Consider the following 24,579-nt stretch of genomic DNA (forward strand, 5'->3'; position numbering starts at 1 on the left):
TCGGGGGCGCACTGAACGACAGGAATTAAAAACGATAACCTGCAGAGAACATGAACACCCACGGATCCAGGCGAGTGTTGATGCTTTGCTGCTCACCGCCCGCTTTGAAGCGTACGTCAGTATCAATGTCCATATACCAGACTGAGGCGTTGATCAGCCAGTCACGGTTAATCAGATAATCCAGACCAACCTGCCCCGCCATACCCCACGAGTCTTTCAGGCTGAGGTCGGAAAGGCCGGCCTCTTTACCGGTATCGTTAAATTTCTCATCAAAGAAGGTGGTGTAGTTCACACCCGCGCCAATATACGGACGCACCTTGCTGCTGGCATCGCCAAAGTACCATTGCGCCATCAACGTTGGCGGTAAATGGTGAACCGTGGCGATATCACCGGTTGCCCCGAGGCCAACGCGATGACGGAACGGCGTTGCGGCCAGAAGCTCAACACCAATGTTATCCGTCGCCATCCAGGTGAACGTTAAGCCTAACTGGGTGTTATTGCTGACGTTAAAACCGCCCATTCCCAGCACGTTATCAGAACCTTCCGTTGGACGAACCGTTGCCGAACCGGCACGAATAAAGAATTCGCCTGCTTCATGCGCGTACGCGCCGCCAGAGAGACTGCTTAATACAAGGGCTGCCACCGCTAATTTTTTCATATCCGCTCCATCGTTGTGGTTTTAATCGCGGAGGAGAATATACTCACAAATGAGTAATAAGTGATCTGCCACAGATCACATTAAAACCAGTAAGTTAACATTCATTGATCTGGGTTAATTTTTTGTGGCGAATCGAAAAGCAATAAGTTGTTTCCATGTCAATTTTTGGCATTTCACAGTGACAAAATTTTCTCTTTTCCCCCTCTTGCTCTTCCACACGCTGCTGGATAATTTATCGCTCTTACAAGTTGATTTGATGCGTTCTTCTTTTTGCAGGTGTGCCATGAGTGAAGTTAACCCGTGCATGACGTGCGGAGCCTGTTGTGCGTATTTTCGAGTCTCTTTCTACTGGGCCGAAGCCAGCGATGGCGGTGGTACCGTTCCGGTTCATCTCACTGAGCCTGTCACCCCTTTTCTGCGATGCATGCGCGGTACCAACCAAAAGCAGAGCCGCTGCGCGGCGTTGCAGGGTGAGCCCGGCATCTCTACCCGGTGTTCCATCTATGAGGATCGTCCCAGCCCGTGCAGGGAATTTGCCATGTCCGGGGAAGATGGGCAGGTCAATGAAGCCTGTAATCGCGCCAGGGCACGCTTTGGATTACCGCCGCTTTACAAAGATATGCTTTTCCATACAAGCCTTGATGCTGCCACTGCAGGTGCATCCGGTGTACAATTGCCGGCTAATTAACACCTGCAATACTCAAGGAGAGTGCATGTCTATCACGGCGAAGTCTGTCTACCGTGACACGGGAAACTTTTTCCGCAATCAGTTCATTACCTTTTTACTGATCGCGTTGCTTTGCGCCTTTATAACTGTGGTGCTGGGTCATGCGTTCTCACCGAGTGAAGAACAGATTGCCAGCCTGAGCCAGGGTGACCATCTGGCAGGAAGCGTGGGTCTGTTTGAACTGGTACAAAACATGACGCCGGAACAGCAACAGATCCTGCTGCGGGCTTCCGCCGCATCCACTTTCTCTGGGCTCATTGGTAATGCAATTCTGGCGGGTGGCGTTCTGCTGATGATCCAGCTGGTGTCGGCGGGCCACCGGGTCAGCGCCTTACGGGCGATTGGTGCCAGCGCGCCGGTCTTACCTAAGCTGTTTATCCTGATCTTTTTAACCACCATGCTGGTGCAGATGGGGATTATGCTGGTCGTGGTGCCGGGTGTGTTACTGGCGATTGTGCTCGCGTTTGCCCCCGTGATGGTCGTGCAGGATAAAATGGGCATTTTTACCGCGATGCGCAGCAGTATCAGGCTGGCATGGGCGAATATGCGTCTGGTGGCTCCTGCGGTGATCGGCTGGCTGCTGGCTAAAACGCTCCTGCTCCTGTTTGCTCCGAATTTTGCGGTATTAACCCCAAACGTTGGCGCGGTGGTCGCGAATACGCTGAGCAACCTGATTTCAGCGGTGCTGCTGGTCTATCTGTTCCGCCTGTATATGTTAATTCGTCAGTAACCCTGATGCCGGGTGCATGACCGGGCCCGGCTCAACAGAGAAGATGGAATCACAGAATGAAGCAGTTTCTTGATTTTTTACCGCTGGTGGTCTTTTTCGCGTTTTACAAACTGTATGACATTTATGCTGCCACCACCGCACTGATTATTGCGACAGCGGTTGTGCTGATCTACAGTTGGGTGCGCTACCGTAAAGTTGAAAAAATGGCGCTGGTGACGTTCGTGCTGGTCGCCGTATTCGGCGGTCTCACCCTGTTCTTCCACAATGATGAATTTATTAAGTGGAAAGTGACGGTGATCTACGCGCTGTTTGCGGGTGCGCTGCTCATCAGCCAGTGGGTGATGAAAAAGCCGCTGATCCAGCGCATGCTCGGTAAAGAGCTGACGCTGCCTCAGGAAGTCTGGTCGCGCCTGAATATCGCGTGGGCGGTATTCTTTATTCTTTGCGGTCTCGCCAATATCTATATCGCCTTCTGGCTGCCGCAGAATATCTGGGTAAACTTTAAAGTCTTCGGCCTGACGGCCCTGACGCTGATTTTCACCCTGCTAAGCGGCGTTTATATCTATCGCCACATGCCGCAGGACGACAAGCACTGATTGCTGACTGACCAGAACGTGTTCGACAGACGTTCTGGTCTATTCTCTCCGCTGTGAAATCATAGTAGCATCCCGCCTGAAGTCTTCCGTTACGAGTTAAAACAATGACAACAACTAACGCCCCTCAGGGCGAACTGGTTTTACGCACACTGGCAATGCCCGCTGACACCAATGCCAATGGCGATATTTTTGGCGGCTGGCTGATGTCGCAAATGGATATGGGCGGCGCAATTCTGGCGAAAGAGATTGCCCACGGACGCGTGGTGACCGTGCGGGTGGATGGGATGACCTTCCTGCGCCCGGTTGCGGTAGGAGATGTGGTCTGCTGTTACGCCCGCTGCGTAAAGCGAGGTAATACCTCCATCTCTATCAATATTGAAGTCTGGGTGAAGAAAGTCTCTTCTGAACCCATTGGACAGCGCTATAAAGCAACTGAAGCGCTGTTTATCTACGTTGCGGTAGATAGCGAGGGTAAACCTCGTCAGCTTCCGCCAGCCTGAATGACGGGCAAAAAAAGCCTCCATCCGGAGGCTTTTTTTATTCCATCTGCGCCCCGCCATTCAGGCGGAAAACAATGTTCACGATCAGTCCGCTACCGGGCTTACCGGCTTCGTAGCGCCATCTGCGCATGGCGGATTTGACTTCGCGCTCAAACATGTTCGACGGTTGTGCAGACAGTATCTCCACGTTATCAACGCGGCCATCCGCGGTTACGTCAAATTTCACCCGTACACGCCCTTCAATGCGCAAAGCCTGCGCACGAGCCGGATACTGTGGCTGGTTACGGCTCAGTGCTCGCGGGCCCGCCGGTGCGGCAACCGTCGGTTTAGCTGCCGGCGCGCTGTTGTTCATAACCGGACGCGAAGGCGCTGCATTCTCGACCGGCTGGGTAGCGCGCGGTTCAACCGGACGTTCTTCACGTTTCGGACGCTCCTCGACCTTTTTCACCGGTTTTGGCTTCGGCTTGGGTTTAGGCTTCGGCTCAGGTTTGTGGATCACCACCGGTGCCTCCTTCGGTGGCTCCGGAACAGGCTCGGGTTCCGGTTCCGGCTCAGCAACCGGCTGTGGCGGTGGTGGCGCAACCTGCGGCGGTTCGAGATCCGCGGGCGATACCATGGTCACCGAAATCGGCTGCGCGGGCGCGGGCATTTCAATAACCTGATGAACCGAGGTATAGAGCAAACCCGCCACGACGGCACCGTGAATCACGACGGACAGCAGCGTCGGCCAGGGAAAGCGGCGAGGTAAATCAAGGGTCATCGAAGTCATAATCATCAACGTTAAAAAATTGAACCCTGATTTTAAATGCAAATAGCAATCATATTCAATAAGACACTTTATTCTGGCGCAATTTAAGCGGCAAGGTGGTCAAAAAAGGGGCATTTAGATCAGGGTATTTACATTGTTTTTATCTTTACATTGCAGTCAATTGTCCTTTCACATAACGTAACTGACACTTTTAACGGTTAAGGAGCTTCACCGTGTTTTACGTGATTTACTCTGAAGATGTCGCTGATTCCCTCGAAAAACGCCTCTCTGTTCGCCCTGCCCATCTGGCTCGTTTGCAACTGCTGCAGGATGAAGGAAGATTGCTGACCGCGGGCCCAATGCCAGCAGTCGACAGCAATGACCCGGGCGCTGCCGGTTTTTCTGGCTCCACGGTTATTGCGGAGTTTGAATCTCTTGAAGCGGCGCAGGCCTGGGCTGACGCTGACCCTTACGTTGCGGCGGGTGTGTATGCGAAAGTGACGGTGCGGCCGTATAAGAAAGTGTTCTGATGTGAAAAGGCTCCGGGAGGAGCCTTTTTTTGATCGCCAGTCAGGTCAGACATCTTTACGCCAGGTAAATTGCTGTTCTGTAATAAGGCTTCCCCATTGGTCACCTTCCCACTCTTTGGCTAACCTGAAACCAAGCGATTCATACAGACTTCGTGCGGCCGTCAGTTTATTGAATGTCCACAGATGTACGGCAGAAAAGCCTGCGCTATCGCAAAAACGCATCGCTTCGGTCAGAAGTTTTTTACCAACACCATATCCACGACAGCCGTCATCAAGAATAAACCAGCGAAGGTGAGCTTCCCCTGGCTCTAAATCTTCACCATCAATTGCCACCGAGCCGACAATTTTGTCGTTCAGTATTGCCAGCCAGATCTGGTTACAGGGCTTCTCCAGTCGCTCACTAAACTCGGCCAGCCCTGAGGCCACTTTCGCTTCGAAGAAGCGACCGAAATTATGCTCCCGGGAATAATAACTGCCATGCATCTCCACGATTCGACCAATCATTCCAGGCAGATAGCCCGACACAATTTTCAACGCGTCGGGTTGAACATTAACTGGCGTTTCACGGCCAGCAAGCAGCGCTCTGGCATACAGTGAAAGGCCCTGAGAGATCGTTTTCTGTTGCAACGGATCCAGTGTCTTTATGGCATTCAGCACGCGATCGCTGCTGTAGGTATTAATTTGTCTGACAGTTTCCTGACCTTTTGCCGTCAGTCGCAGACGCTTCGTTCTGGCATCTTCACTGGAAATGACTTCTTCAAGTTCACCTGCTGCAATCAGGCGCGCCAGCATCCGGCTGACGCTGGATTTTTCCAGACCTAACAAGTGCACCAGTTGGCCAGCGGTCATTTCTTTCTGCAAATCAAGTTCGACAAGGGTATGAACAGCCGAGGGGGAATAATTCGTTGAGGCCAGCGTCGAGGCCATAAAGCCTAATTCGCGCACCATCAAACGTGAGGCGCTACGGATATCGCTGACAAGAGGGGTTTCGATGGGCATGTTATTATCTCCGCTATTTTGTTGTACTATACAACTAAATGGCGGAGAGTTGTCAAACATTAAAAAGGCTCCCTCAGGAGCCTTTTATCACATCAGTGCAGCGACGCTAATCGAGCCGCAAATCCAACAAACAGCAGCCCTATCAGCCCGTTTCCCAGCTTTGCCAGTTTCTTTTTGGTTTTCAGATAACGCGTGACAAACGCGCCTGAGAAGATCAGGAAGCTCATATACATAAAGCTAATCAGCTCAAGCGTGGTTGCGAGGATCAGGAAAGAAGCGCCGGTGCTCTTCGCATTCACGTCAATAAACTGCACGAAGAACGATACATAGAACAGGATCGCTTTGGGATTCGTCAGGCTTAACACCAGCGAGCGCTTCATGATCGTGCTGGCAGGTTCAGGACCGCTCTCCTGAGCATTTTTTTGACGGTTTACCACTGACCAGAGCATTTTGCCGCCCAGCCACAGCAGATAGAAAGCCCCCAGATAACGCACGATATTAAACAGTACCGGCGTGGTCTGGATTAATGCCGCGACGCCCGCCCAGGCCAGAAACATCAGTACCGCATCACCGATAAACACACCGGTCGCGGCAAGATACCCTTTTTTAACGCCGTGACCGATCCCGGTTTTCAACACAAACAGGGTATTTGGTCCTGGCACCAGTACGATAAAAAATGCACCAACAACATACGTCCAGAAATTCAGTACGCCAAACTCCGCAAACACTTCTCCCTCCTTTTGCTAAACACAACAGGAACAACGCTGCAAATACGCTATTCATAAAAAATCAGACGCTAAAAAATCAGCGGGCACCATTACGGTGCCCTCATGGCTTCAGATATCCTGGACGGCAAACAGCAGCGCGTTGCGATGCCGGGTCAGTCCACATTTTCTGATGGCGTGTATACGCATATTGCGGCGGGATTGTGCTTCCAGCCAACGAGCCTTGCGACGACTCACCTGTCGCAACATGCGCCAGCGCCCTACTTCTGTTCTACTGCGCTTCATGTCTACAACTCTTTCTGTTACAGAGGCGCCATTATAAACCCAACCCGACAGCAAACCAGCGGTTTTACCTGGCGTTTTTATTTGCCAGATGAATCCTGATGCGTACACTCATAACAATACGCTTTCAAAAGGATTTTTTACCTATGACAACCTTCTACACCGTGGTGAGTTGGCTGGTCATTCTGGGATACTGGCTGTTAATCGCGGGTGTGACGTTACGCATCCTGATGAAGCGCAGAGCCGTACCCTCTGCCATGGCCTGGCTTCTGATCATTTACATCCTCCCACTGGTGGGAATTATTGCCTATCTCTCTTTCGGTGAACTTCATCTGGGTAAACGACGCGCCGAACGAGCGCGCGCCATGTGGCCTTCCACCGCGAAGTGGCTTAACGATCTCAAAGCCTGCAAGCACATCTTTGCCGAGGAGAACAGCAGCGTCGCCTCCTCGCTGTTCAAACTCTGCGAGCGCCGTCAGGGGATTGGCGGTGTTAAGGGCAATCAGCTCCAGCTAATGACATCATCCGATGATGTCATGCAGGCGTTAATCCGCGATATTCAGCTGGCCCGTCATAATATAGAGATGGTGTTTTATATCTGGCAGCCTGGCGGCATGGCAGACCAGGTCGCTGAATCTCTGATGGCGGCCGCGCGCCGGGGCATTCATTGTCGCCTGATGCTTGACTCTGCGGGCAGCGTGGCATTTTTCCGTAGCCCCTGGGCGGGCATGATGCGCAATGCTGGTATTGAGGTGGTTGAGGCGCTGAAAGTTAATCTTCTGCGCGTGTTTTTGCGCCGGATGGACCTTCGCCAGCACCGCAAAATGGTCATGATCGATAACTATATTGCCTACACCGGCAGTATGAACATGGTTGACCCGCGCTTCTTTAAACAGGACTCCGGCGTTGGACAATGGGTTGATCTGATGGCACGCATGGAGGGGCCGATTGCCACCTCGATGGGGATTGTCTACTCCTGCGACTGGGAGATAGAGACCGGCAAACGTATTCTTCCGCCACCGCCGGACGGCAATATCATGCCGTTTGAAGAGGCCAGCGGTCATACGATCCACACCATTGCTTCCGGACCGGGCTTCCCGGAGGACTTGATTCACCAGGCGCTGCTGACGGCAACCTACTCCGCGCGTGAATATCTGATCATGACGACGCCCTACTTTGTCCCCAGCGATGATCTGCTGCACGCTATTTGTACCGCAGCGCAGCGCGGCGTCGATGTCAGTATCATCCTGCCACGCAAAAACGACTCACTTCTGGTGGGCTGGGCCAGCCGCGCCTTCTTTAGCGAACTACTGGCCGCCGGGGTGAAAATTTACCAGTTTGAAGGCGGGCTGCTGCACACCAAGAGCGTCCTTGTCGACGGTGAGTTGAGCCTGGTGGGCACGGTTAACCTTGACATGCGCAGCCTATGGCTCAACTTTGAAATCACCCTGGTGATTGACGACGCCGGCTTTGGCGGCGACCTGGCGGCGGTTCAGGATGACTATATCTCCCGCTCGCGCCTGCTGGATACCAGGCTGTGGGTAAAACGTCCGTTATGGCAGCGAATAGCTGAACGACTGTTTTACTTCTTTAGTCCGTTGCTGTAAAACGTGCCCAACGATGTTTAACAGGTAGTCATCATGGAAATGGATCTGAACAATCGCCTGACCGAAGACGAAACACTTGAGCAGGCCTACGACATTTTTCTCGAACTGGCGGTTGATAACCTCGATCCCGCAGACGTAATCCTATTTAATCTGCAGTTCGAAGAGCGTGGCGGTGCCGAATTGTTCGACCCGTCAGAAGACTGGGCTGAGCATGTGGACTTCGACCTTAATCCGGACTTCTTCGCCGAAGTGGTGATTGGCCTGGCTGATGAAGATGGCGGCGAAATTAACGATATTTTCGCGCGCGTTCTGCTCTGTCGCGAGAAAGACCACAAGCTGTGCCATATTCTCTGGCGCGAATAATAAAAAAGGCTGCGATGGCAGCCTTTTTTATTTAATCCGGTAACGCGCTTCCGCAGCGGTTGCAAAACCGTGCGCTGTGTTCATGCTCGCCCTGATGGCAGTTCGGACATTTGCGCTGCAGCTTCCGGCTCTGAAACGCGCTACTCATGTGCGTGGTAATCAGCCCCGTCGGGATGGCAATAACCGAATACCCAATCAGAATCAGCACGGATGCCACTATCCGCCCCAGCGGCGTATGGGGCGTAATATCGCCATACCCCACGGTCGTCACGGTCACTATCGCCCAGTAGACGGACGCGTTGAGCGTCGTGAAACCATATTTCGGCCCTTCTATCAAATACATCAGCGCGCCGAAAACAATCATGACAATGGCAATAAACGAATAGAAGAGAATAAGCTGGTGGCGTGCGCTGACGATCGCGCTCCAGAATACGCACAGCGACGGCATAAAGCGCAGTAATTTCAGGATACGTAATACCCGAATAACGCGCATCGCTCGCCAGGCGAAAACATAGTTAAGGCTTATTTCCGGCCACAGCCACATCACATAGAGCGGCAGGATCGTCGCTAAATCAATAAAGCCCCAGAAGCTAAAGACGTACTTTGCCGGATTGGGCCAGCAAACTACACGCAGAATATACTCAGCGGTAAATACCAGGGTGATGATCAGCTCCAGCCAGACAAACGCATGCCATTCCTCAAATGTCAGGTGATACTGCGTACCAACCCCCGACTCAATAAAGATGACCACTACGCTGAGTAGCGCGAACAGCGCGCAGAGACCTTCAAAACGGCGTCCCGATGCCGTTTCAGGATCGAATAAAAGATGATAGAGCCGCCGACGGGCTGAGGTAAATAAACGCGACACGGTAACCTCGCAAAAAATAAGGGCTGACATCATGTCAGCCCTTGCGATTATAGCGGGTCTACTTTCAGGCAGGAAACCGCATGTCGGAAACTGCCTTCCAGCACCGGTCGCGTTTTCGCGCATTCCGGCCCGGCCATCGGGCATCGCGTACGGAAAACGCAGCCTGACGGCGGATTGATCGGCGACGGCAATTCCCCTTCCAGAAGCTGAATCGTTTTATTCTTCTCCAGGTCCGGATCGGGGATCGGCACCGCCGACATCAGCGCTTTGGTATAGGGGTGCAGCGGGTTGTGGTACACCTCGTCATAGGTTCCCAGTTCCACAGCATGGCCCAGATACATCACAAGCACGCGGTCTGAGATGTGTTTTACCACCGCCAGGTCGTGCGCGATGAAGATCAGCGACAGCCCCATTTCGCGCTGCAGTTTCTGCAGCAGGTTAACCACCTGCGCCTGAATCGACACGTCCAGCGCGGAAACCGGTTCATCACAGATAATCAGTTTCGGCTCAAGAATAAGCGCACGCGCGATGCCAATACGCTGACACTGGCCGCCTGAAAATTCATGCGGGTAACGGTTAATAAGGTTAGGCAGCAGCCCGACTTTCAGCATCATCGCCTTCACGCGGTCGCGCACTTCCTGACGCGGCATCTTAGGATGATAGGTGCGCAGCGGCTCGGCGATAATCTCACCGATGGTCATACGCGGGTTTAATGATGCCAGCGGATCCTGGAAAATCATCTGGATATCGCTGCGCACGTCGCGCCACTCGTCGGGCTTCATGCCCAGCAGATCTTTACCCAGCCAGGCCACTTTGCCGCCGGTGGCTTTCACCAGACCGATAATCGCACGCGCAAAGGTGGATTTACCGCAGCCGGATTCGCCCACTACGCCCAGGGTCTCCCCTTCGTACAGGCGCAGCGTAACGCCATCCACCGCTTTCAGGGTCTTCGGCGGCTGCCAGAACCACTGCTTGCCGTCTTTGATATCGAAATGCACCTTAAGGTCAGCGATTTCGAGTAGCACGTTGCGTTTTTCATCTACTGCGTTCATACCAGCTCCTCCTGCGGCTTAAAGCAGGCGCGCAGACGGCCTGGGGCAAATTCTTCCAGCGGCGGCGCGCTGTTACAGATTTCCATCGCGTGCGGGCAGCGCGGCTGGAACGGACAGCCTTTCGGCAGACGCAGCAGGTTTGGCGGGTTGCCCGGAATGGTGAGCAGGGATTCCCCTTCCGCATCAAGACGCGGTACGGCGTTCAGCAGACCAATCGAGTACGGGTGGGCAGGCTGATAGAACACGTCGCGCGCTTTGCCGTATTCCATGGTACGACCGGCATACATCACCAGCACTTTGTCACAGATACCGGCGACGACGCCCAGATCGTGGGTGATCATAATAATCGCCGTGTTGAATTCGCGCTTAAGCTCGTTCAGCAGGGTCATGATTTGCGCCTGCACGGTGACGTCCAGTGCGGTGGTCGGTTCATCGGCAATCAGCAGCTTTGGCCGACACAGCAGCGCCATCGCAATCATCACGCGCTGACGCATACCGCCAGAGAACTCGTGCGGGAACATTCGCATGCGCTTGCGCGCTTCCGGCATTTTAACCGCATCGAGCATTTTGACCGACTCTTCAAAGGCTTCGGCTTTGCCCAGACCTTTGTGCAGCATCAGGACTTCCATCAGCTGCTCACCGACGCGCATGTACGGGTTCAGCGAGGTCATCGGATCCTGGAAAATCATCGAGATCTGCTCGGCGCGCAGCTTGTTCAGCTCGTGCTCCGGCAGGTTGAGGATTTCACGACCGTTGAATTTCGCGGAACCGCCAATCACACCGTTAGCAGCCAACAAGCCCATTAGCGCAAAGGCGGTCTGGGATTTCCCGGATCCGGATTCACCCACGATGCCGAGCGTTTCGCCCGCGCGCAGGTTAAAGTTGAGATCGTTGACCGCGGTAACATCACCATCCGGGGTTTTAAAGGTCACGCGGAGGTCTTTCACATCCAGCAGAAGATTGCTCTGCTGCTGCGCCTGTGGCGCGGTGGCCGTTTCAATAATTGTCATGACGGCGCTCCTTAACGATCTTTCGGGTCGAGGGCATCACGCAGGCCATCGCCGATAAAGTTAAAACAAAACAGGGTGACGACCAGGAAACCTGCCGGATAGAGCAGCAACCAGGGTGATACTTCCATTGAGTTTGCCCCATCGCTCAGCAGCGCGCCCCAACTGCTGAGTGGCTCCTGCGTGCCGAGCCCCAGGAAGCTCAGGAAGGATTCAAACAGGATCATGCTTGGCACCAGCAGTGAGGCATAAACCACCACCACGCCCAGCACGTTAGGAACGATATGGCGAACCACGATATTACTGGTTGATACACCCCCTACCTGTGCCGCTTCGATAAACTCTTTGCGCTTGAGGCTCAGGGTCTGGCCGCGCACGATACGGGCCATATCCAACCACGACACCATCCCGATTGCCACGAAGATCAACAGGATGTTCTGTCCGAAGAAGGTCACCAGCAGGATGACGAAGAACATAAACGGGAAGGAGTTCAGGATTTCCAGCAGACGCATCATCACCGAGTCAACTTTACCGCCAAGGTAGCCTGAGAGCGCACCGTAGAGCGTCCCCACGATCACCGCCACCAGCGCGGCTGCAATGCCGACCATCAGCGAGATACGACCGCCGATCGCCACGCGCACCAGCAAATCACGGCCGGATGAATCGGTACCGAAATAGTGGCCGGACTCCACATCAGGCGCGCTGGACATCATGCCCCAGTCCGTATCGAAATAGGTAAATTGCGACAGCATTGGCGCCAGGGTAACAAACAGCGCGATGATCACCAGTACAACCAGGCTGGCGACCGCCGCTCGGTTGTGCATAAAGCGGCGGCGCGCGTCCTGCCAGAGGCTACGACCTTCTACTTCCAGTTTTTCACTGAAGTTTTCCAGCGCCTCGCTGTTTTTCTTACTCAACATCATGGCGTGCTCCAGCGTTAGTAACGGATTTTCGGGTCGATAACGGCATACAGCACATCGACAACGGCGTTAAAGAGAATGGTCAGCGCGCCCACGAGGATCGTGAGGCTCAGAACAAGCGAGTAGTCACGGTTAAGCGCCCCGTTAACAAACAGCTGACCAATGCCCGGCAGGCCATATATTGTTTCAATGACCATTGAACCCGTAATGATGCCGACGAATGCCGGTCCCATATAGGAAAGGACAGGCAGCAGCGCTGGCTTGAGCGCGTGGCGGAAGATAATCCGGCGCATCGGCAGCCCTTTCGCGCGCGCGGTACGAATGAAGTTAGAGTGCAGCACTTCGATCATTGAACCACGGGTAATACGCGCAATACTGGCGATGTACGCCAGCGATAATGCCACCATGGGCAAAATCATGAACTTCAATGCCCCGCCGTTCCAGCCGCCGCCGGGCAGCCATTTCAGCGTGATGGCAAATATCATCACCAGTAATGGCGCGACAACGAAGCTGGGTATGACTACCCCGGTCATTGCCACCCCCATTACGGCATAATCCCATTTGGTATTTTGTCTGAGCGCGGCGATAACGCCTGCGGTGACCCCGAGAACGACGGCCAGAATGAATGCCGCAGCACCCAGTTTTGCCGATACCGGGAAGCTGGAGGCCACCAGGTCGTTAACGGAATAGTCTTTATATTTAAATGACGGTCCAAAATCACCGTGCGCCAGCTGCTTCAGATAGTTGAAGTATTGGGTGGTGATGGGATCGTTCAGGTGATACTTCGCTTCGATGTTGGCCATGACTTCTGGCGGCAACGTACGTTCACCGGTAAATGGACTTCCCGGTGCGAGACGCATCATAAAGAAGGAAATCGTAATTAGAATAAATAACGTTGGTATCGCTTCTAGACAGCGACGCAGGATAAATTTCAACATTGCCCGTACCTTCTGGCGTGTGCCTGATGAATGTTACAAAGTAGACACAGTGGGGCAAGCCAGGCCCGCCCCACGTATTGCCATTAATGCTTGATAATATAGAGATTCTTAACGGAAATATTATCCAACGGGTCTTTACCGGTATAACCCCCTACCCACGGTTTCACCAGGCGGGCGTTAACGTAGTAGTAAACCGGTACAATTGCAGAGTCTTTATCGAGCTGTTCTTCTGATTTCGCGTACAGATCTGCGCGCTGCGCATCGTCAGACACTTTCAGCGTTTCAGCGATGATCTTGTCGAACGCCGGGCTCTTATAGTGCGCCGTGTTGTTTGAACTGTCGCTGAGCATGGTGTTCAGGAAGGATGTCGGTTCGTTATAGTCCGCACACCAGCCTGCACGCGCCACGTCGAAGGTTCCCTGATGACGCGTATCGAGGAAGGTTTTCCATTCCTGGTTTTCCAGCTTAACGTTCACGCCCAGGTTTTTCTTCCAGATAGACGCGACGGCAATCGCCAGTTTTTTATGCAGATCTGACGTATTGTAAAGCAGGTTGAAGGTCAGAGGCTTGTCTGCGGTATACCCTGCTTCAGCCAGCAGTTTTTTCGCTTCTTCGTTGCGTTTTTCCTGAGACCATTTGAACCATTCAGGCTCAACCAGTTTCATTCCATCGGTATAAGGAGGCGTATAGCTGTACGCCGGCAGATCGCCCTGGTTTTTCACTTTGTTCACGATGATATCGCGATCCAGTGCCAGCTTCAGCGCAGTACGAACGCGTACGTCGGTGAACGGTGCTTTCTGGTTGTTGATTTCGTAGTAATAGGTACACAGGTACGGATCGACGTGAACTTCTTTCGGGATCTCTTTTTTCAGCTTCTGGAACAGTTCAATCGGCATGTTGTTATAAGTCATGTCGATTTCACCGCTGCGGTAGCGGTTAACGTCGGTCACTTCGGAAGAAATTGGCAGGTAGGTGACCTGATTAATCACGGTCTTCGCGTTATCCCAGTACTGCGGGTTACGCTCCAGCACCATACGTTCGTTGACCACCCAGTCTTTCAGCTTATAGGCGCCGTTGGTCACGATATTGGCAGGCTGCGTCCATTTTTCACCAAATTTTTCTACAGCGGATTTTGGTACCGGGGAGACGGACGGGTGAACCAGCAGCTTATAGAAGTACGGAACAGGTTCGCTCAACGTCACTTCAAAGGTATTGGCATCGATTGCCTTCACGCCCAGGTCGGTGACCGGTTTTTTACCGGCGATGATGTCATCGATATTGGCGATGTGGCCATACTGCAGATAGCTCGCATAAGGAGAGGCGGTATTTGGATTCGCCAGGCGCTGCCAGCTATACACGAAATCTTCGGCGGTAACCGGTGTTCCGTCGGACCATTTGGCATCTTTACGCAGATGGAAGGTCCAGACTTTGAAATCTTTATTTTCCCACTTTTCTGCCACACCCGGTGCCGGGTGGCCGTCTACGTCAGTGACCAGCAGACCTTCGAACAGATCGCGGTTAACGTTCGACTCAGGAACACCTTCAATTTTATGCGGGTCAAGAGACTGAACTTCCGCACCGTTGTTACGCACCAGCGTCTGCTTCTCAGCCAGTTGCACACCTGCAGGCACGTCCGCAGCCATTGCAGCGTTGCCCGCGATTAGCGCAGTTAAAATCCCCGCCGCTACCAGATTTTTTTTTGTGATGATGGACATTGTGTTGGTACTCCACTCATTATAATTACTGGCTTTCGCCAGCTGTCTAATCCCCTGTTGGGGCCTGTACAGCGCAGGAGTTTTTTTTGCTGCTGTCAGGTTCTTTTTTTACTTCTTGCTATCACCGACTTTTTTTATTACTGACCGCTCGTATGGCCGTCTTGCGTCGATTCTTTACAGGCCTCCCCTGTTTGAGACCTGTGCTGGATATCTGAGAAGAGGACTATATGAAAATAATTCTCATCTAATTGTTTTATGCTGCAAAATAGTAGGCCGGAAAGTATCAAATGGCGTAATCACGCGCCAATACATTTTGCAAATTTGTTAAGCAATTCTCTTTTACAGTGAGTGCTGTAGCATTGGTGGCAGCCCTGCCAGACGTTGAATATCACTAAAAAGACATGATATTCAATAAGATAGAGAAAATCATCTCTACAAGCGCGTCGCTGCGCTATCATCGAGTGGTTTTGTACAATAATTTAACAATTGATTATTATTTAGCACATTCGTCTAACGGAATGTTGAAATTACTAATATCATTTCGGTTATCTCTCAGCAAGCCCCAGAGTATCATGTGAGTAAAATAACAGATCGTTCGAAGATTTTATGTGCAGGCGGGCCGTAGCGAAATGCATAACTCTATGAAATATATGAGATGAACATTATTAGTAGAATTTATTATGATATGTGAGCATTTCAACTTTAGTTATATGATTTGCTGATAATTACGTAAAAAAAAACGGCGCCGCAGCGCCGTTCTTTCATATGAAATATTAGTGTAACAAGCCGGGGAAAATGCTTTTAATACCCGTGACGATAAACTCAATCCCTAATGCCATCAGCAACAGACCCATGATACGCGTAATAACGTTAATGCCGGTCTGCCCCAGCCAGCGCACCAGCCACGGCGCCATTCGGAATACGCCCCAGCAACAGAGCGCGAAAACGGCAATGGCAACCGAAAAACCAATCAGGTGCATGAGGCTATGGTAGCGCGTGCCCCAGACAATGGTAGAACTGATGGCACCTGGCCCCGCCATCAGAGGTAGCGCCAGCGGAACCACGCCGATACTTTCGCGGATAGCGGTCTCCGACTTCTCCTGCTTATTCTGTTTGTCCTCACCCAGCTTACCGCTGATCATGGACATCGCAATGGTCACCACCAGGATGCCGCCGGCAATACGGAAGGAATCGATCGAGATGCCGAAGAGCTGAAGAATAGCGTCACCGAGAAACAACGAAGTGAGCAAAATGATCGCCACAGACAGGTTAGCGGTAAGATTGGTTTTGTTCCGGGCCGCCGCCGTCTGGTAACTGGTCATACTAATGAAGACAGGGATGATCCCCACCGGATTGACCAGGGCAAACAAACCGATAAAAAATTTGAAATACGTTGGAAAATCAAAGAGCGATTGGATCACGTTTTGCTCCGCTATTGCGCATGCCCGGGACTGACTACGTTGTCATGAAAAATCGCGCTGAAGATACGCTTTTTATTAGCATACTTCACCAGAAATCTGTGCCAAAACGTTAGCAATTCAGAATGTTAAACATATGTTGAGTCAATGATAGCGCCACTTCCAATAGTTACTTAATTAATTAACAGTGGAAAAATATCCATTAAATAACCCTGCTGAAAGGTATCAGCTTGGTAGAAAATTGACGCAGATCATGATTTTCGTACTCAGAAGTGAGTAATCTTGATTACGCCCCCAGGGAGGTCACCTGACAAAAAGGGATGATGCTAAGGTAAGGCTCTTTTAGTAAATTAGTGTACTGGAGCATAAAGTAACTCTTTGTTTTACTTTATGTAACGCAAGTCGTATTGGCACTGTCTATACTGTCTGACGTATCGAGCGCTGGTTTACTAAAAGAGTTTAAACATTATCAGGAGAGCATTATGGCTGTTACTAATATCGCTGAACTGAACGCCCTCGTCGAGCGCGTTAAAAAAGCCCAGCGTGAATATGCCAATTTCACCCAAGAACAGGTTGATAAAATCTTCCGCGCGGCCGCTCTGGCTGCTGCAGATGCTCGAATCCCTCTCGCTAAAATGGCCGTTGCCGAATCTGGCATGGGTATCGTTGAAGATAAAGTGATCAAAAACCACTTTGCTTCAGAGTATATCTACAACGCCTATAAAGATGAGAAAACCTGTGGCGTTCTGTCTGAAGACGACACCTTCGGGACTATCACTATCGCCGAACCTATCGGCATCATTTGCGGTATTGTTCCAACCACTAACCCAACTTCAACGGCTATCTTCAAATCACTGATCAGCCTGAAGACCCGTAACGCAATCATCTTCTCTCCACATCCACGTGCGAAAGACGCGACAAATAAAGCCGCAGACATCGTTCTGCAGGCAGCAATTGCTGCGGGCGCGCCAAAAGATCTGATTGGCTGGATCGACCAACCTTCTGTTGAGCTGTCCAACGCGCTGATGCATCACCCGGACATTAACCTGATTCTGGCGACCGGTGGTCCTGGTATGGTTAAAGCAGCATACAGCTCCGGTAAACCAGCAATCGGTGTAGGCGCCGGTAACACCCCAGTTGTTATCGATGAAACCGCTGACATCAAACGTGCTGTTGCATCTGTTCTGATGTCTAAAACCTTCGATAACGGCGTTATCTGTGCATCTGAACAGTCTGTTGTTGTTGTTGATTCCGTGTACGATGCAGTACGCGAACGTTTCGCGAGCCACGGCGGCTACCTGCTGCAAGGCAAAGAGCTGAAAGCGGTTCAGGACATCATCCTGAAAAATGGCGCGCTCAACGCCGCTATCGTGGGTCAGCCGGCCTATAAGATCGCTGAACTCGCAGGCTTTACCGTTCCGGCAACCACCAAGATCCTGATCGGTGAAGTTAAAGTTGTCGACGAAAGCGAGCCGTTTGCTCACGAAAAACTGTCTCCAACGCTTGCTATGTACCGTGCGAAAGACTTCGAAGACGCGGTAGAGAAAGCCGAGAAGCTGGTTGCCATGGGCGGTATCGGTCACACTTCATGTCTGTATACCGACCAGGATAACCAGCCTGAGCGTGTTGCCCACTTCGGCCAGATGATGAAAACTGCCCGTATTCTGATTAACACCCCTGCTTCTCAGGGTGGTATCGGCGACCTGTATAACTTCAAACTCGCACCTTCCCTGACTCTGGGTTGTGGTTCCTGGGGTGGTAACTCCATCTCTGAAAACGTTGGTCCTAAACACCTGATCAACAAGAAAACCGTTGCTAAGCGAGCTGAAAACATGTTGTGGCACAAACTTCCGAAATCTATCTACTTCCGCCGTGGCTCTCTGCCAATCGCGCTGGATGAAGTGATTACTGATGGCCACAAACGTGCGCTCATCGTGACTGACCGTTTCCTGTTCAACAACGGCTACGCTGACCAGATCACCTCAGTACTGAAAGCGGCTGGCGTTGAAACTGAAGTGTTCTTTGAAGTTGAAGCTGACCCTACCCTGAGCGTTGTGCGCAAAGGCGCTGAGCTGGCTAACTCCTTCAAACCAGATGTGATTATCGCACTGGGTGGTGGTTCCCCAATGGACGCCGCGAAAATCATGTGGGTTATGTACGAACATCCGGAAACCCACTTCGAAGAGCTGGCGCTGCGCTTTATGGACATCCGTAAACGTATCTACAAGTTCCCGAAAATGGGCGTGAAAGCGAAACTGATCGCAGTCACCACCACTTCCGGTACCGGTTCTGAAGTGACGCCATTCGCGGTAGTAACAGATGATGCAACCGGTCAGAAATACCCACTGGCTGACTACGCGCTGACGCCAGATATGGCTATCGTTGATGCCAACCTGGTCATGGAAATGCCGAAATCACTGTGTGCGTTCGGTGGTCTGGATGCGGTGACTCACGCGCTGGAAGCTTACGTTTCTGTGCTGGCGTCTGAGTTCTCTGACGGTCAGGCTCTGCAGGCTCTGAAACTGCTGAAAGAAAACCTGCCAGCGTCCTACAACGAAGGTTCTAAAAACCCTGTAGCACGTGAACGCGTCCACAGTGCAGCAACCATCGCCGGTATCGCGTTTGCTAACGCCTTCCTGGGTGTTTGCCACTCTATGGCACACAAACTGGGTTCTCAGTTCCACATTCCTCACGGTCTGGCGAACGCCCTGTTGATCAGCAACGTTATCCGCTATAACGCTAACGACAACCCAACCAAGCAGACTGCGTTCAGCCAGTACGACCGTCCGCAAGCGCGTCGTCGTTATGCTGAAATCGCTGACCACCTTGGTCTGAGCGCACCGGGCGACCGTACTGCTGCGAAGATTGAGAAACTGCTGGCATGGCTGGAAAGCCTGAAAGCTGAACTGGGTATTCCTAAATCTATCCGTGAAGCAGGCGTTCAGGAAGCTGACTTCCTTGCTCACGTAGACAAGCTGTCTGAAGATGCATTCGATGACCAGTGTACAGGTGCTAACCCGCGCTACCCACTGATCTCCGAGCTGAAACAGATTCTGCTGGATACCTACTACGGTCGTGAGTTCAAAGAAGGTGACGTTGCAGCTGTTAAAACAGAAGCTCCAGTCATTAAAGCTGATAAGAAAGCGAAGAAAAGCGCTTAACTGACAGCCTGATGAAAAAACCCGCCTGAATGGCGGGTTTTTTTATGTCTGAATAACAGCAGATATTATTTTCGGTTATCGTGCTGAATCGCCGTCAGCGAGCCTACGGACAACGCTTCCTTATAATGCTTATGGCAGACCGACACATAACGCTCATTACCGCCTATCACCACCTGCTCACCATCCGCATAAGGTTTTCCGGCCTGGTCGAGACGCAGCACCATGCTGGCTTTGCGGCCGCAGAAGCAGATAGTCTTCAGTTCAACCAGTTTATCCGACCAGGCGAGCAAATACTGGCTTCCTGCAAACAGCTCCCCGCGGAAGTCCGTACGCAAGCCATAGCAAAGGACGGGGATATCAAGCTCATCGACTACTTCTGAGAGCGCATGAACCTGTTCTCGCGTCAGGAACTGACTCTCATCAACCAGAACGCAATGAATGGGCTCTGAAGTATGCGCAGTCCGGATGTCCTCCAGCAGGTCAGTTTGCGGGTTAAATAGCCTGGCAGGCGACGAGAGGCCTATTCTGGAACTCACCTTCCCTGCACCGAAGCGATCGTCGATTTCAGCCGTATATACAACGGTACGCATCCCCCGCTCCTGGTAATTGTAGGAGGATTGCAGCAGTGCGGTGGATTTCCCTGCATTCATTGCCGAATAGTAGAAATAAAGTTGTGCCATTGGCCGTAAAACCCTAATCAATGTGTAATATTCCCGATGAGTCATTGTACCATATTTTGTCTGGTCATCAGTGACAGGCCGCACAGACGATGCCGCACAGAGCGAGACAACACGCCCTCTTTTAACGAAAATAATCCGTTAAAACAGAGAGTAAAGTCAGTTCCGCTGGGGAATATGTTATATGGTTAGCCAAACATAACACTTCTTTTTATAGTGGAATCCGCGTTCATTAAAATTCACTATTTATTAACTATTCCAGCCTTAACGCTGCTGCCTGGAACTAATACAAAAGGCTGATATTTATCCGCCGCAACTATAATTCCTGCGGTAAATGTCACAAAAAAAAGATGCAAGCGGCCGGGTTAAGCAGGTTTACGTGATAACAAGCGAGACTGGCGAAGAGGAAATTTAAGTTAGCGTAATTAATAATAGCGGCTTTATTTAGTATTTTTTGAATTCCTTACATTGCTGGCTATTGCACAACTGAATTTATGGCTCTATTATTAGGTCAACAAACCACCCCCCATTATAAGTTTGAGATTACTACAATGAGCGAAGCACTTAAAATTCTGAACAACATCCGTACTCTTCGTGCGCAGGCAAGAGAATGTACCCTTGAAACGCTCGAAGAAATGCTGGAAAAATTAGAAGTTGTAGTTAATGAACGCCGTGAAGAAGAAAGCGCTGCTGCTGCTGAAATCGAAGAGCGTACACGTAAACTGCAGCAATATCGTGAAATGCTGATTGCTGATGGTATCGATCCAAATGAATTGCTGAACAGCATGGCTGCAGCTAAAACCGGCACCAAAGCAAAACGCGCTGCCCGTCCTGCTAAATATAGCTACGTTGACGAGAACGGCGAAACTAAAACCTGGACTGGCCAGGGCCGCACTCCTGCTGTAATCAAGAAAGCCATGGATGAGCAAGGTAAACAGCTGGATGACTTCCTGATCAAGGATTAATCTTGTCGAATTCAGAAAAATCCCGCTTTATGCGGGATTTTTTTTAACCACAATTTATCGCAAACATCCTCTTACACTCCGTCATAAAGCGTTATTCGGCTATTTAGCTTTGCTTACAATCAGGCATCTCCTGGCGTCTTACGGGCATAAAAAAACCGGCGGGGAGTGCCACACCGGTTTCAGACATTTACACCCAGGGTTATTTCTTAATACCCATACTCTCTTTGAGCCAGGCTTTAAATTCTTCACCCAGCGTGTTGTGGCGAATGCCATATTCAACGAATGCCTGCATATAACCGAGCTTATTACCGCAGTCATGGCTCTTACCTTTCATATGGTAAGCCTCAACGGTCTCTTTCTCGATCAGCATATCAATGGCATCCGTCAGCTGGATTTCATCACCCGCTCCTGGAGGCGTTTTCGCCAGCAGAGGCCAGATTTCAGCACTCAGGACATAGCGACCCACTACCGCCAGATTAGACGGCGCCACGGCAGCTTTAGGCTTCTCTACAACACCAACCATTGGCACGCTTTCGCCTGGCTCAAGGTTCACGCCTTTGCAGTCAACCACACCGTAAGCTGTCACGTCTTCAACAGGTTCAACCATGATCTGGCTGCAGCCCGTTTCGTCGAAGCGATGGATCATCTCAGCCAGGTTATCCTGAGAAAGATCGGATTCGTATTCATCCAGAATAACGTCAGGCAGAATGACCGCGACAGGCTCATCACCCACAACAGGATGTGCGCACATAACCGCGTGGCCCAGACCTTTCGCCAGCCCCTGACGAACCTGCATAATAGTAACGTGTGGAGGGCAAATAGACTGAACTTCTTCTAACAGCTGACGCTTAACGCGTTTTTCCAGCATGGCTTCGAGTTCAAAACTTGTATCGAAGTGGTTTTCGATAGAGTTTTTTGATGAATGCGTAACCAGCACAATTTCAGTAATGCCAGCCGCGATACATTCGTTAACGACATACTGGATTAATGGCTTATCAACCAGAGGCAGCATCTCTTTAGGGATCGCCTTAGTTGCTGGTAACATCCTGGTCCCCAATCCCGCTACCGGGATGACGGCCTTTCTGACTTTCGAATTTAGGGCAGCCATTCAAATTCTCCTGAGCTGTTCAAGTTTTGAACTTTTATGCAATAAATAACGCGTTGAGTATATCAGCCTCGCCCCGCAATCCGGGTCTGAAAAGAACGCGTTGCCGATCAATTAGGACAAATACGCATGAATCTGGGCAGCGATAGTAGCACTCCCGAGAAAACACAGGTAAAGCAATCTTAAAATTAAGATCCAATTGCTTATTCCGTGGACAACATTAAGCGTAGCCGTCCTCCGGCGCCCCAAATTTGGCACTGCCAGGAGGAACAGCGATGGCTAATTTGATTAAGATACGCCGTTCCCAGTGTCCCAAGCGGCACGCCGTTACTTACCTGAATATGATGTTCGCCGGTATTCAGTGACGCGTTGAGACCTGCTGAAACGAGGATAAGATTCTTTAAGCCACTGTGGTAATAACCGACCAACAGTGGAAACTGTCCGGGCAAATTAGCCTGGCGAAAAAGCTGGTTTACCTGTTTGAGTAAACTGCCTAACTCAGGAAGCCGTTGCCCCTGATGCGATAACTGTTCTTGCAATAAACCATTAAATAGCGCACGAAGTAACAATGCGGCTAATACGCCATTATCCCCTGCACGTGTGACATCCAGAGAATAAAATGCGAGATCAGAATCCGACAGCGGCGCGATATCCAGCACCAGCCCGGGCTGGTCAGCTGCCACCAGCTGACGATAATTTACGCGGCAGTGGGAAATAGTTTGCTGCACGGGAGGTTGAAGTTCTTGCAACAGTTTCGCCGCGGCAGGTGGATTACTCACCAGCGCATCCCAGTCCTGAAAAAGACGTTCCTCTTCCTCAACCCGGGAATTAAACATATTTGGATAAAGACAGGCTAATACCGTTTCACGCAGCCGGTTGAGATCCTTAACGGGTTTAAGCAGGATATCCTGAACGCCCAGCCGCAAAGCTTTAGCAATATCCGCCATATTCTCTGTCGCCGAGATCACCAGAATGGGCATCTGATCGCCCTCATTGCGAAGATGCTCAACCAGCTTGACTCCATTCATTCGCGGCATCGCGATGTCGCAAATCATCAGGTCGGGCGTGATGCGAGTCATTTTTTCCAGCGCATCGATGCCATCTTCAGCCAGAGAAGTGTTTGCTCCCAGTGATGATAACCACGAATCCAGTAGCGATCGGAAAACGGGCTCGTCTTCAACAATCAAAATGTGTTTTCCGGCCAATGGCTGCGTCATGGTTCCTCCCCTGGCTGACAGTTACTAAATAGTGGCATGCTATCGGCACTATCGCCTGTCAGATTTTGCTGAAGTAGTCAAAAAAAGGTGCTTAACGTGCGGTTCGCACAAAAGGCAGCAACTCATCTATTTTCTTTTCGACGGCTAGCGAGCCCGCTGCGATGGCGGCCTCAGCCCGATGGAAATCAAGGGTAGAGATTTGCGGACAGTATGGCTGAATAAGAATATCCGGAGGATCGCCTGCCATACGGTTACGCTTAAGGCGATTCTCAAGAACCTGAATTGAGGTGGTCATAATTTCCATCGCCGTCGGTGCAGCTATTGAGCGTCGTGCGGCGAGGCGGCCAATTCTTCCGCGCAAACGTTCGTGCCAGGCAAGCTTCTCGACTTCGGCATCTTCGTTCTGGAGGTTGACCGGCATAAGGTCTTGCTGCATCAGGTGAGCGTCGTGCTGTAAATCCACGGCGATAACGATGTCGGCCCCCATGGCACGCGTCAGAGAGATGGGGACCGGGTTAACGACGCCACCATCGACAAGCCAGTAACCGTTATGGGGTACAGGAGCCATTAATCCAGGGATACTGCACGAAGCACGCACGGCAAGGTGAATATCCCCTTCGGTGAGCCAGAGTTCACGGCCTGTGCTGAGATTGGTTGCGACGGCGCCGAATGGCATCTGACAATCAGTGAAGTCTTCGAGAGGCATAACCTGGCGGAACTGGTTAAAGACGCGTTCACCGCGCAACAGTCCACCGCGCTGCCAGGAGAGGTCCATCAGACGCAGCACGTCCCAATAGCTGAAGGAGCGCACCCAGCTTTCAAGTTCCGGGAGCTTGCCGCACGCGTAGGCAGAGCCGACAAGCGATCCGATTGAACACCCTGCAACGATATCAACGTCAACGCCCATCTTGTTTAAGGCATTAATAACGCCGATATGAGACCATCCCCGGGCTGCACCTGAGCCCAGCGCCAGTCCAATTTTAACCTTTCTCATTAGCCCTGTTTTACTTCCCCTGGATTCCTGACATAGCGTCAACGCAACTGCTCAGTTAACATAGCGCTACCCGAAGC

The 24,579-nt window shown here is 51.5% G+C and carries 25 protein-coding genes; 9 read left to right on the top strand and 16 right to left on the bottom strand.

All coding sequences use genetic code 11. The features are described from left to right. Positions 1-25: 25 nt before the first annotated feature. Positions 26-658, bottom strand: a complete 633-nt coding sequence (gene ompW / locus MX657_RS12770) for an outer membrane protein OmpW (RefSeq protein WP_080329325.1) — start codon at positions 656-658, stop codon at positions 26-28. A 283-nt stretch (positions 659-941) separates the two neighbouring features. Between ompW and MX657_RS12775 the strand changes: the two genes are divergently transcribed. The 4 genes from MX657_RS12775 to yciA all read left to right on the top strand — a co-directional run bounded on the left by MX657_RS12775 (position 942) and on the right by yciA (position 3,211). Beyond that, a complete protein-coding gene (locus MX657_RS12775) occupies positions 942-1,346 on the top strand; it encodes a YkgJ family cysteine cluster protein (protein ID WP_080329326.1) in 405 nt (134 codons plus the stop codon). Positions 1,347-1,371: 25 nt separating this feature from the next. After that, positions 1,372-2,115: a YciC family protein gene (locus MX657_RS12780; RefSeq protein ID WP_023292236.1), complete on the top strand. Its 744-nt coding sequence runs from the start codon at positions 1,372-1,374 to the stop codon at positions 2,113-2,115. A gap of 56 nt (positions 2,116-2,171) precedes the next feature. Then, positions 2,172-2,711 carry a septation protein A gene (locus MX657_RS12785; RefSeq protein ID WP_061097985.1) on the top strand — a complete coding sequence of 180 codons (540 nt, stop codon included), beginning with the start codon at positions 2,172-2,174 and terminating at the stop codon, positions 2,709-2,711. Positions 2,712-2,815: 104 nt separating this feature from the next. After that, a complete protein-coding gene (gene yciA / locus MX657_RS12790) occupies positions 2,816-3,211 on the top strand; it encodes an acyl-CoA thioester hydrolase YciA (RefSeq protein WP_080329327.1) in 396 nt (131 codons plus the stop codon). A gap of 37 nt (positions 3,212-3,248) precedes the next feature. Here the strand turns inward: yciA and tonB are convergent, their stop codons facing one another. Then, positions 3,249-3,971, bottom strand: coding sequence for a TonB system transport protein TonB (gene tonB, locus MX657_RS12795; protein ID WP_080329328.1), 723 nt, complete (start codon positions 3,969-3,971; stop codon positions 3,249-3,251). 221 nt (positions 3,972-4,192) lie between these two features. On the opposite strand from tonB, the gene MX657_RS12800 reads away from it, so the two are divergent. Beyond that, positions 4,193-4,489, top strand: a complete 297-nt coding sequence (locus MX657_RS12800) for a YciI family protein (protein ID WP_080329329.1) — start codon at positions 4,193-4,195, stop codon at positions 4,487-4,489. A gap of 45 nt (positions 4,490-4,534) precedes the next feature. On the opposite strand, the gene MX657_RS12805 is transcribed toward MX657_RS12800, so the two are convergent. The 3 genes from MX657_RS12805 to MX657_RS12815 form a co-directional block, all read right to left on the bottom strand. Continuing rightward, positions 4,535-5,488, bottom strand: a complete 954-nt coding sequence (locus tag MX657_RS12805; RefSeq protein ID WP_119915817.1) for a bifunctional helix-turn-helix transcriptional regulator/GNAT family N-acetyltransferase — start codon at positions 5,486-5,488, stop codon at positions 4,535-4,537. Positions 5,489-5,580: 92 nt separating this feature from the next. Continuing rightward, the gene (gene leuE / locus MX657_RS12810) at positions 5,581-6,216 is read right to left on the bottom strand and encodes a leucine efflux protein LeuE (RefSeq protein WP_252001760.1); all 636 of its coding nucleotides are present in this window, start codon (positions 6,214-6,216) and stop codon (positions 5,581-5,583) included. A 108-nt stretch (positions 6,217-6,324) separates the two neighbouring features. Then, a complete protein-coding gene (locus MX657_RS12815; protein WP_086379783.1) occupies positions 6,325-6,498 on the bottom strand; it encodes a YciY family protein in 174 nt (57 codons plus the stop codon). A 143-nt stretch (positions 6,499-6,641) separates the two neighbouring features. Here MX657_RS12815 and cls point away from each other — a divergent pair, with 143 nt between their 5' ends. Further along, the gene (gene cls, locus MX657_RS12820) at positions 6,642-8,102 is read left to right on the top strand and encodes a cardiolipin synthase (protein WP_119915819.1); all 1,461 of its coding nucleotides are present in this window, start codon (positions 6,642-6,644) and stop codon (positions 8,100-8,102) included. A gap of 33 nt (positions 8,103-8,135) precedes the next feature. Next, a complete protein-coding gene (locus tag MX657_RS12825; RefSeq protein WP_006810881.1) occupies positions 8,136-8,465 on the top strand; it encodes an HI1450 family dsDNA-mimic protein in 330 nt (109 codons plus the stop codon). A gap of 31 nt (positions 8,466-8,496) precedes the next feature. Here MX657_RS12825 and MX657_RS12830 read toward each other — a convergent pair whose 3' ends face one another. The 7 genes from MX657_RS12830 to MX657_RS12860 all read right to left on the bottom strand — a co-directional run bounded on the left by MX657_RS12830 (position 8,497) and on the right by MX657_RS12860 (position 16,386). Next, the gene (locus tag MX657_RS12830; protein WP_346805930.1) at positions 8,497-9,366 is read right to left on the bottom strand and encodes an ion transporter; all 870 of its coding nucleotides are present in this window, start codon (positions 9,364-9,366) and stop codon (positions 8,497-8,499) included. 14 nt (positions 9,367-9,380) lie between these two features. Next, on the bottom strand, positions 9,381-10,385 hold the full coding sequence (gene oppF / locus MX657_RS12835) for a murein tripeptide/oligopeptide ABC transporter ATP-binding protein OppF (RefSeq protein WP_041909608.1): 1,005 nt from the start codon (positions 10,383-10,385) through the stop codon (positions 9,381-9,383). Next, positions 10,382-11,395: an ABC transporter ATP-binding protein gene (locus MX657_RS12840; RefSeq protein ID WP_080329345.1), complete on the bottom strand. Its 1,014-nt coding sequence runs from the start codon at positions 11,393-11,395 to the stop codon at positions 10,382-10,384. The genes oppF and MX657_RS12840 overlap by 4 nt, the downstream gene beginning before the upstream one ends. Positions 11,396-11,406: 11 nt before the next feature. Beyond that, positions 11,407-12,315 (bottom strand): oligopeptide ABC transporter permease OppC, encoded by a 909-nt coding sequence (gene oppC / locus MX657_RS12845; RefSeq protein ID WP_080329346.1) that lies wholly within the window; start codon positions 12,313-12,315, stop codon positions 11,407-11,409. Between the two features lie 14 nt (positions 12,316-12,329). Beyond that, the gene (gene oppB / locus MX657_RS12850; RefSeq protein ID WP_028013429.1) at positions 12,330-13,250 is read right to left on the bottom strand and encodes an oligopeptide ABC transporter permease OppB; all 921 of its coding nucleotides are present in this window, start codon (positions 13,248-13,250) and stop codon (positions 12,330-12,332) included. An 83-nt stretch (positions 13,251-13,333) separates the two neighbouring features. Continuing rightward, a complete protein-coding gene (oppA, locus tag MX657_RS12855) occupies positions 13,334-14,965 on the bottom strand; it encodes an oligopeptide ABC transporter substrate-binding protein OppA (RefSeq protein ID WP_080329347.1) in 1,632 nt (543 codons plus the stop codon). 773 nt (positions 14,966-15,738) lie between these two features. Then, entirely contained in the window at positions 15,739-16,386 is a 648-nt protein-coding gene (locus MX657_RS12860) for a YchE family NAAT transporter (protein ID WP_080329348.1), read from the bottom strand. 479 nt (positions 16,387-16,865) lie between these two features. On the opposite strand from MX657_RS12860, the gene adhE reads away from it, so the two are divergent. Continuing rightward, positions 16,866-19,544 carry a bifunctional acetaldehyde-CoA/alcohol dehydrogenase gene (adhE, locus tag MX657_RS12865; protein ID WP_346805931.1) on the top strand — a complete coding sequence of 893 codons (2,679 nt, stop codon included), beginning with the start codon at positions 16,866-16,868 and terminating at the stop codon, positions 19,542-19,544. Between the two features lie 65 nt (positions 19,545-19,609). Here adhE and tdk read toward each other — a convergent pair whose 3' ends face one another. Further along, complete coding sequence (gene tdk, locus MX657_RS12870; RefSeq protein WP_346805932.1) at positions 19,610-20,224, bottom strand: thymidine kinase; 615 nt, start codon at positions 20,222-20,224, stop codon at positions 19,610-19,612. A 548-nt stretch (positions 20,225-20,772) separates the two neighbouring features. Here tdk and hns point away from each other — a divergent pair. Further along, positions 20,773-21,186, top strand: a complete 414-nt coding sequence (hns, locus tag MX657_RS12875) for a histone-like nucleoid-structuring protein H-NS (protein ID WP_008502781.1) — start codon at positions 20,773-20,775, stop codon at positions 21,184-21,186. 199 nt (positions 21,187-21,385) lie between these two features. Here hns and galU read toward each other — a convergent pair whose 3' ends face one another. The 3 genes from galU to rssA all read right to left on the bottom strand — a co-directional run bounded on the left by galU (position 21,386) and on the right by rssA (position 24,502). Next, a complete protein-coding gene (galU, locus tag MX657_RS12880) occupies positions 21,386-22,294 on the bottom strand; it encodes a UTP--glucose-1-phosphate uridylyltransferase GalU (RefSeq protein WP_080329350.1) in 909 nt (302 codons plus the stop codon). Positions 22,295-22,494: 200 nt separating this feature from the next. After that, on the bottom strand, positions 22,495-23,508 hold the full coding sequence (gene rssB, locus MX657_RS12885) for a two-component system response regulator RssB (RefSeq protein ID WP_346805933.1): 1,014 nt from the start codon (positions 23,506-23,508) through the stop codon (positions 22,495-22,497). Positions 23,509-23,599: 91 nt separating this feature from the next. Beyond that, a complete protein-coding gene (rssA, locus tag MX657_RS12890; RefSeq protein ID WP_217478770.1) occupies positions 23,600-24,502 on the bottom strand; it encodes a patatin-like phospholipase RssA in 903 nt (300 codons plus the stop codon). Positions 24,503-24,579 lie beyond the last annotated feature (77 nt).

It is taken from the genome of Enterobacter chuandaensis (assembly GCF_039718975.1).
Classification (GTDB): Bacteria; Pseudomonadota; Gammaproteobacteria; order Enterobacterales; family Enterobacteriaceae; genus Enterobacter; species Enterobacter chuandaensis.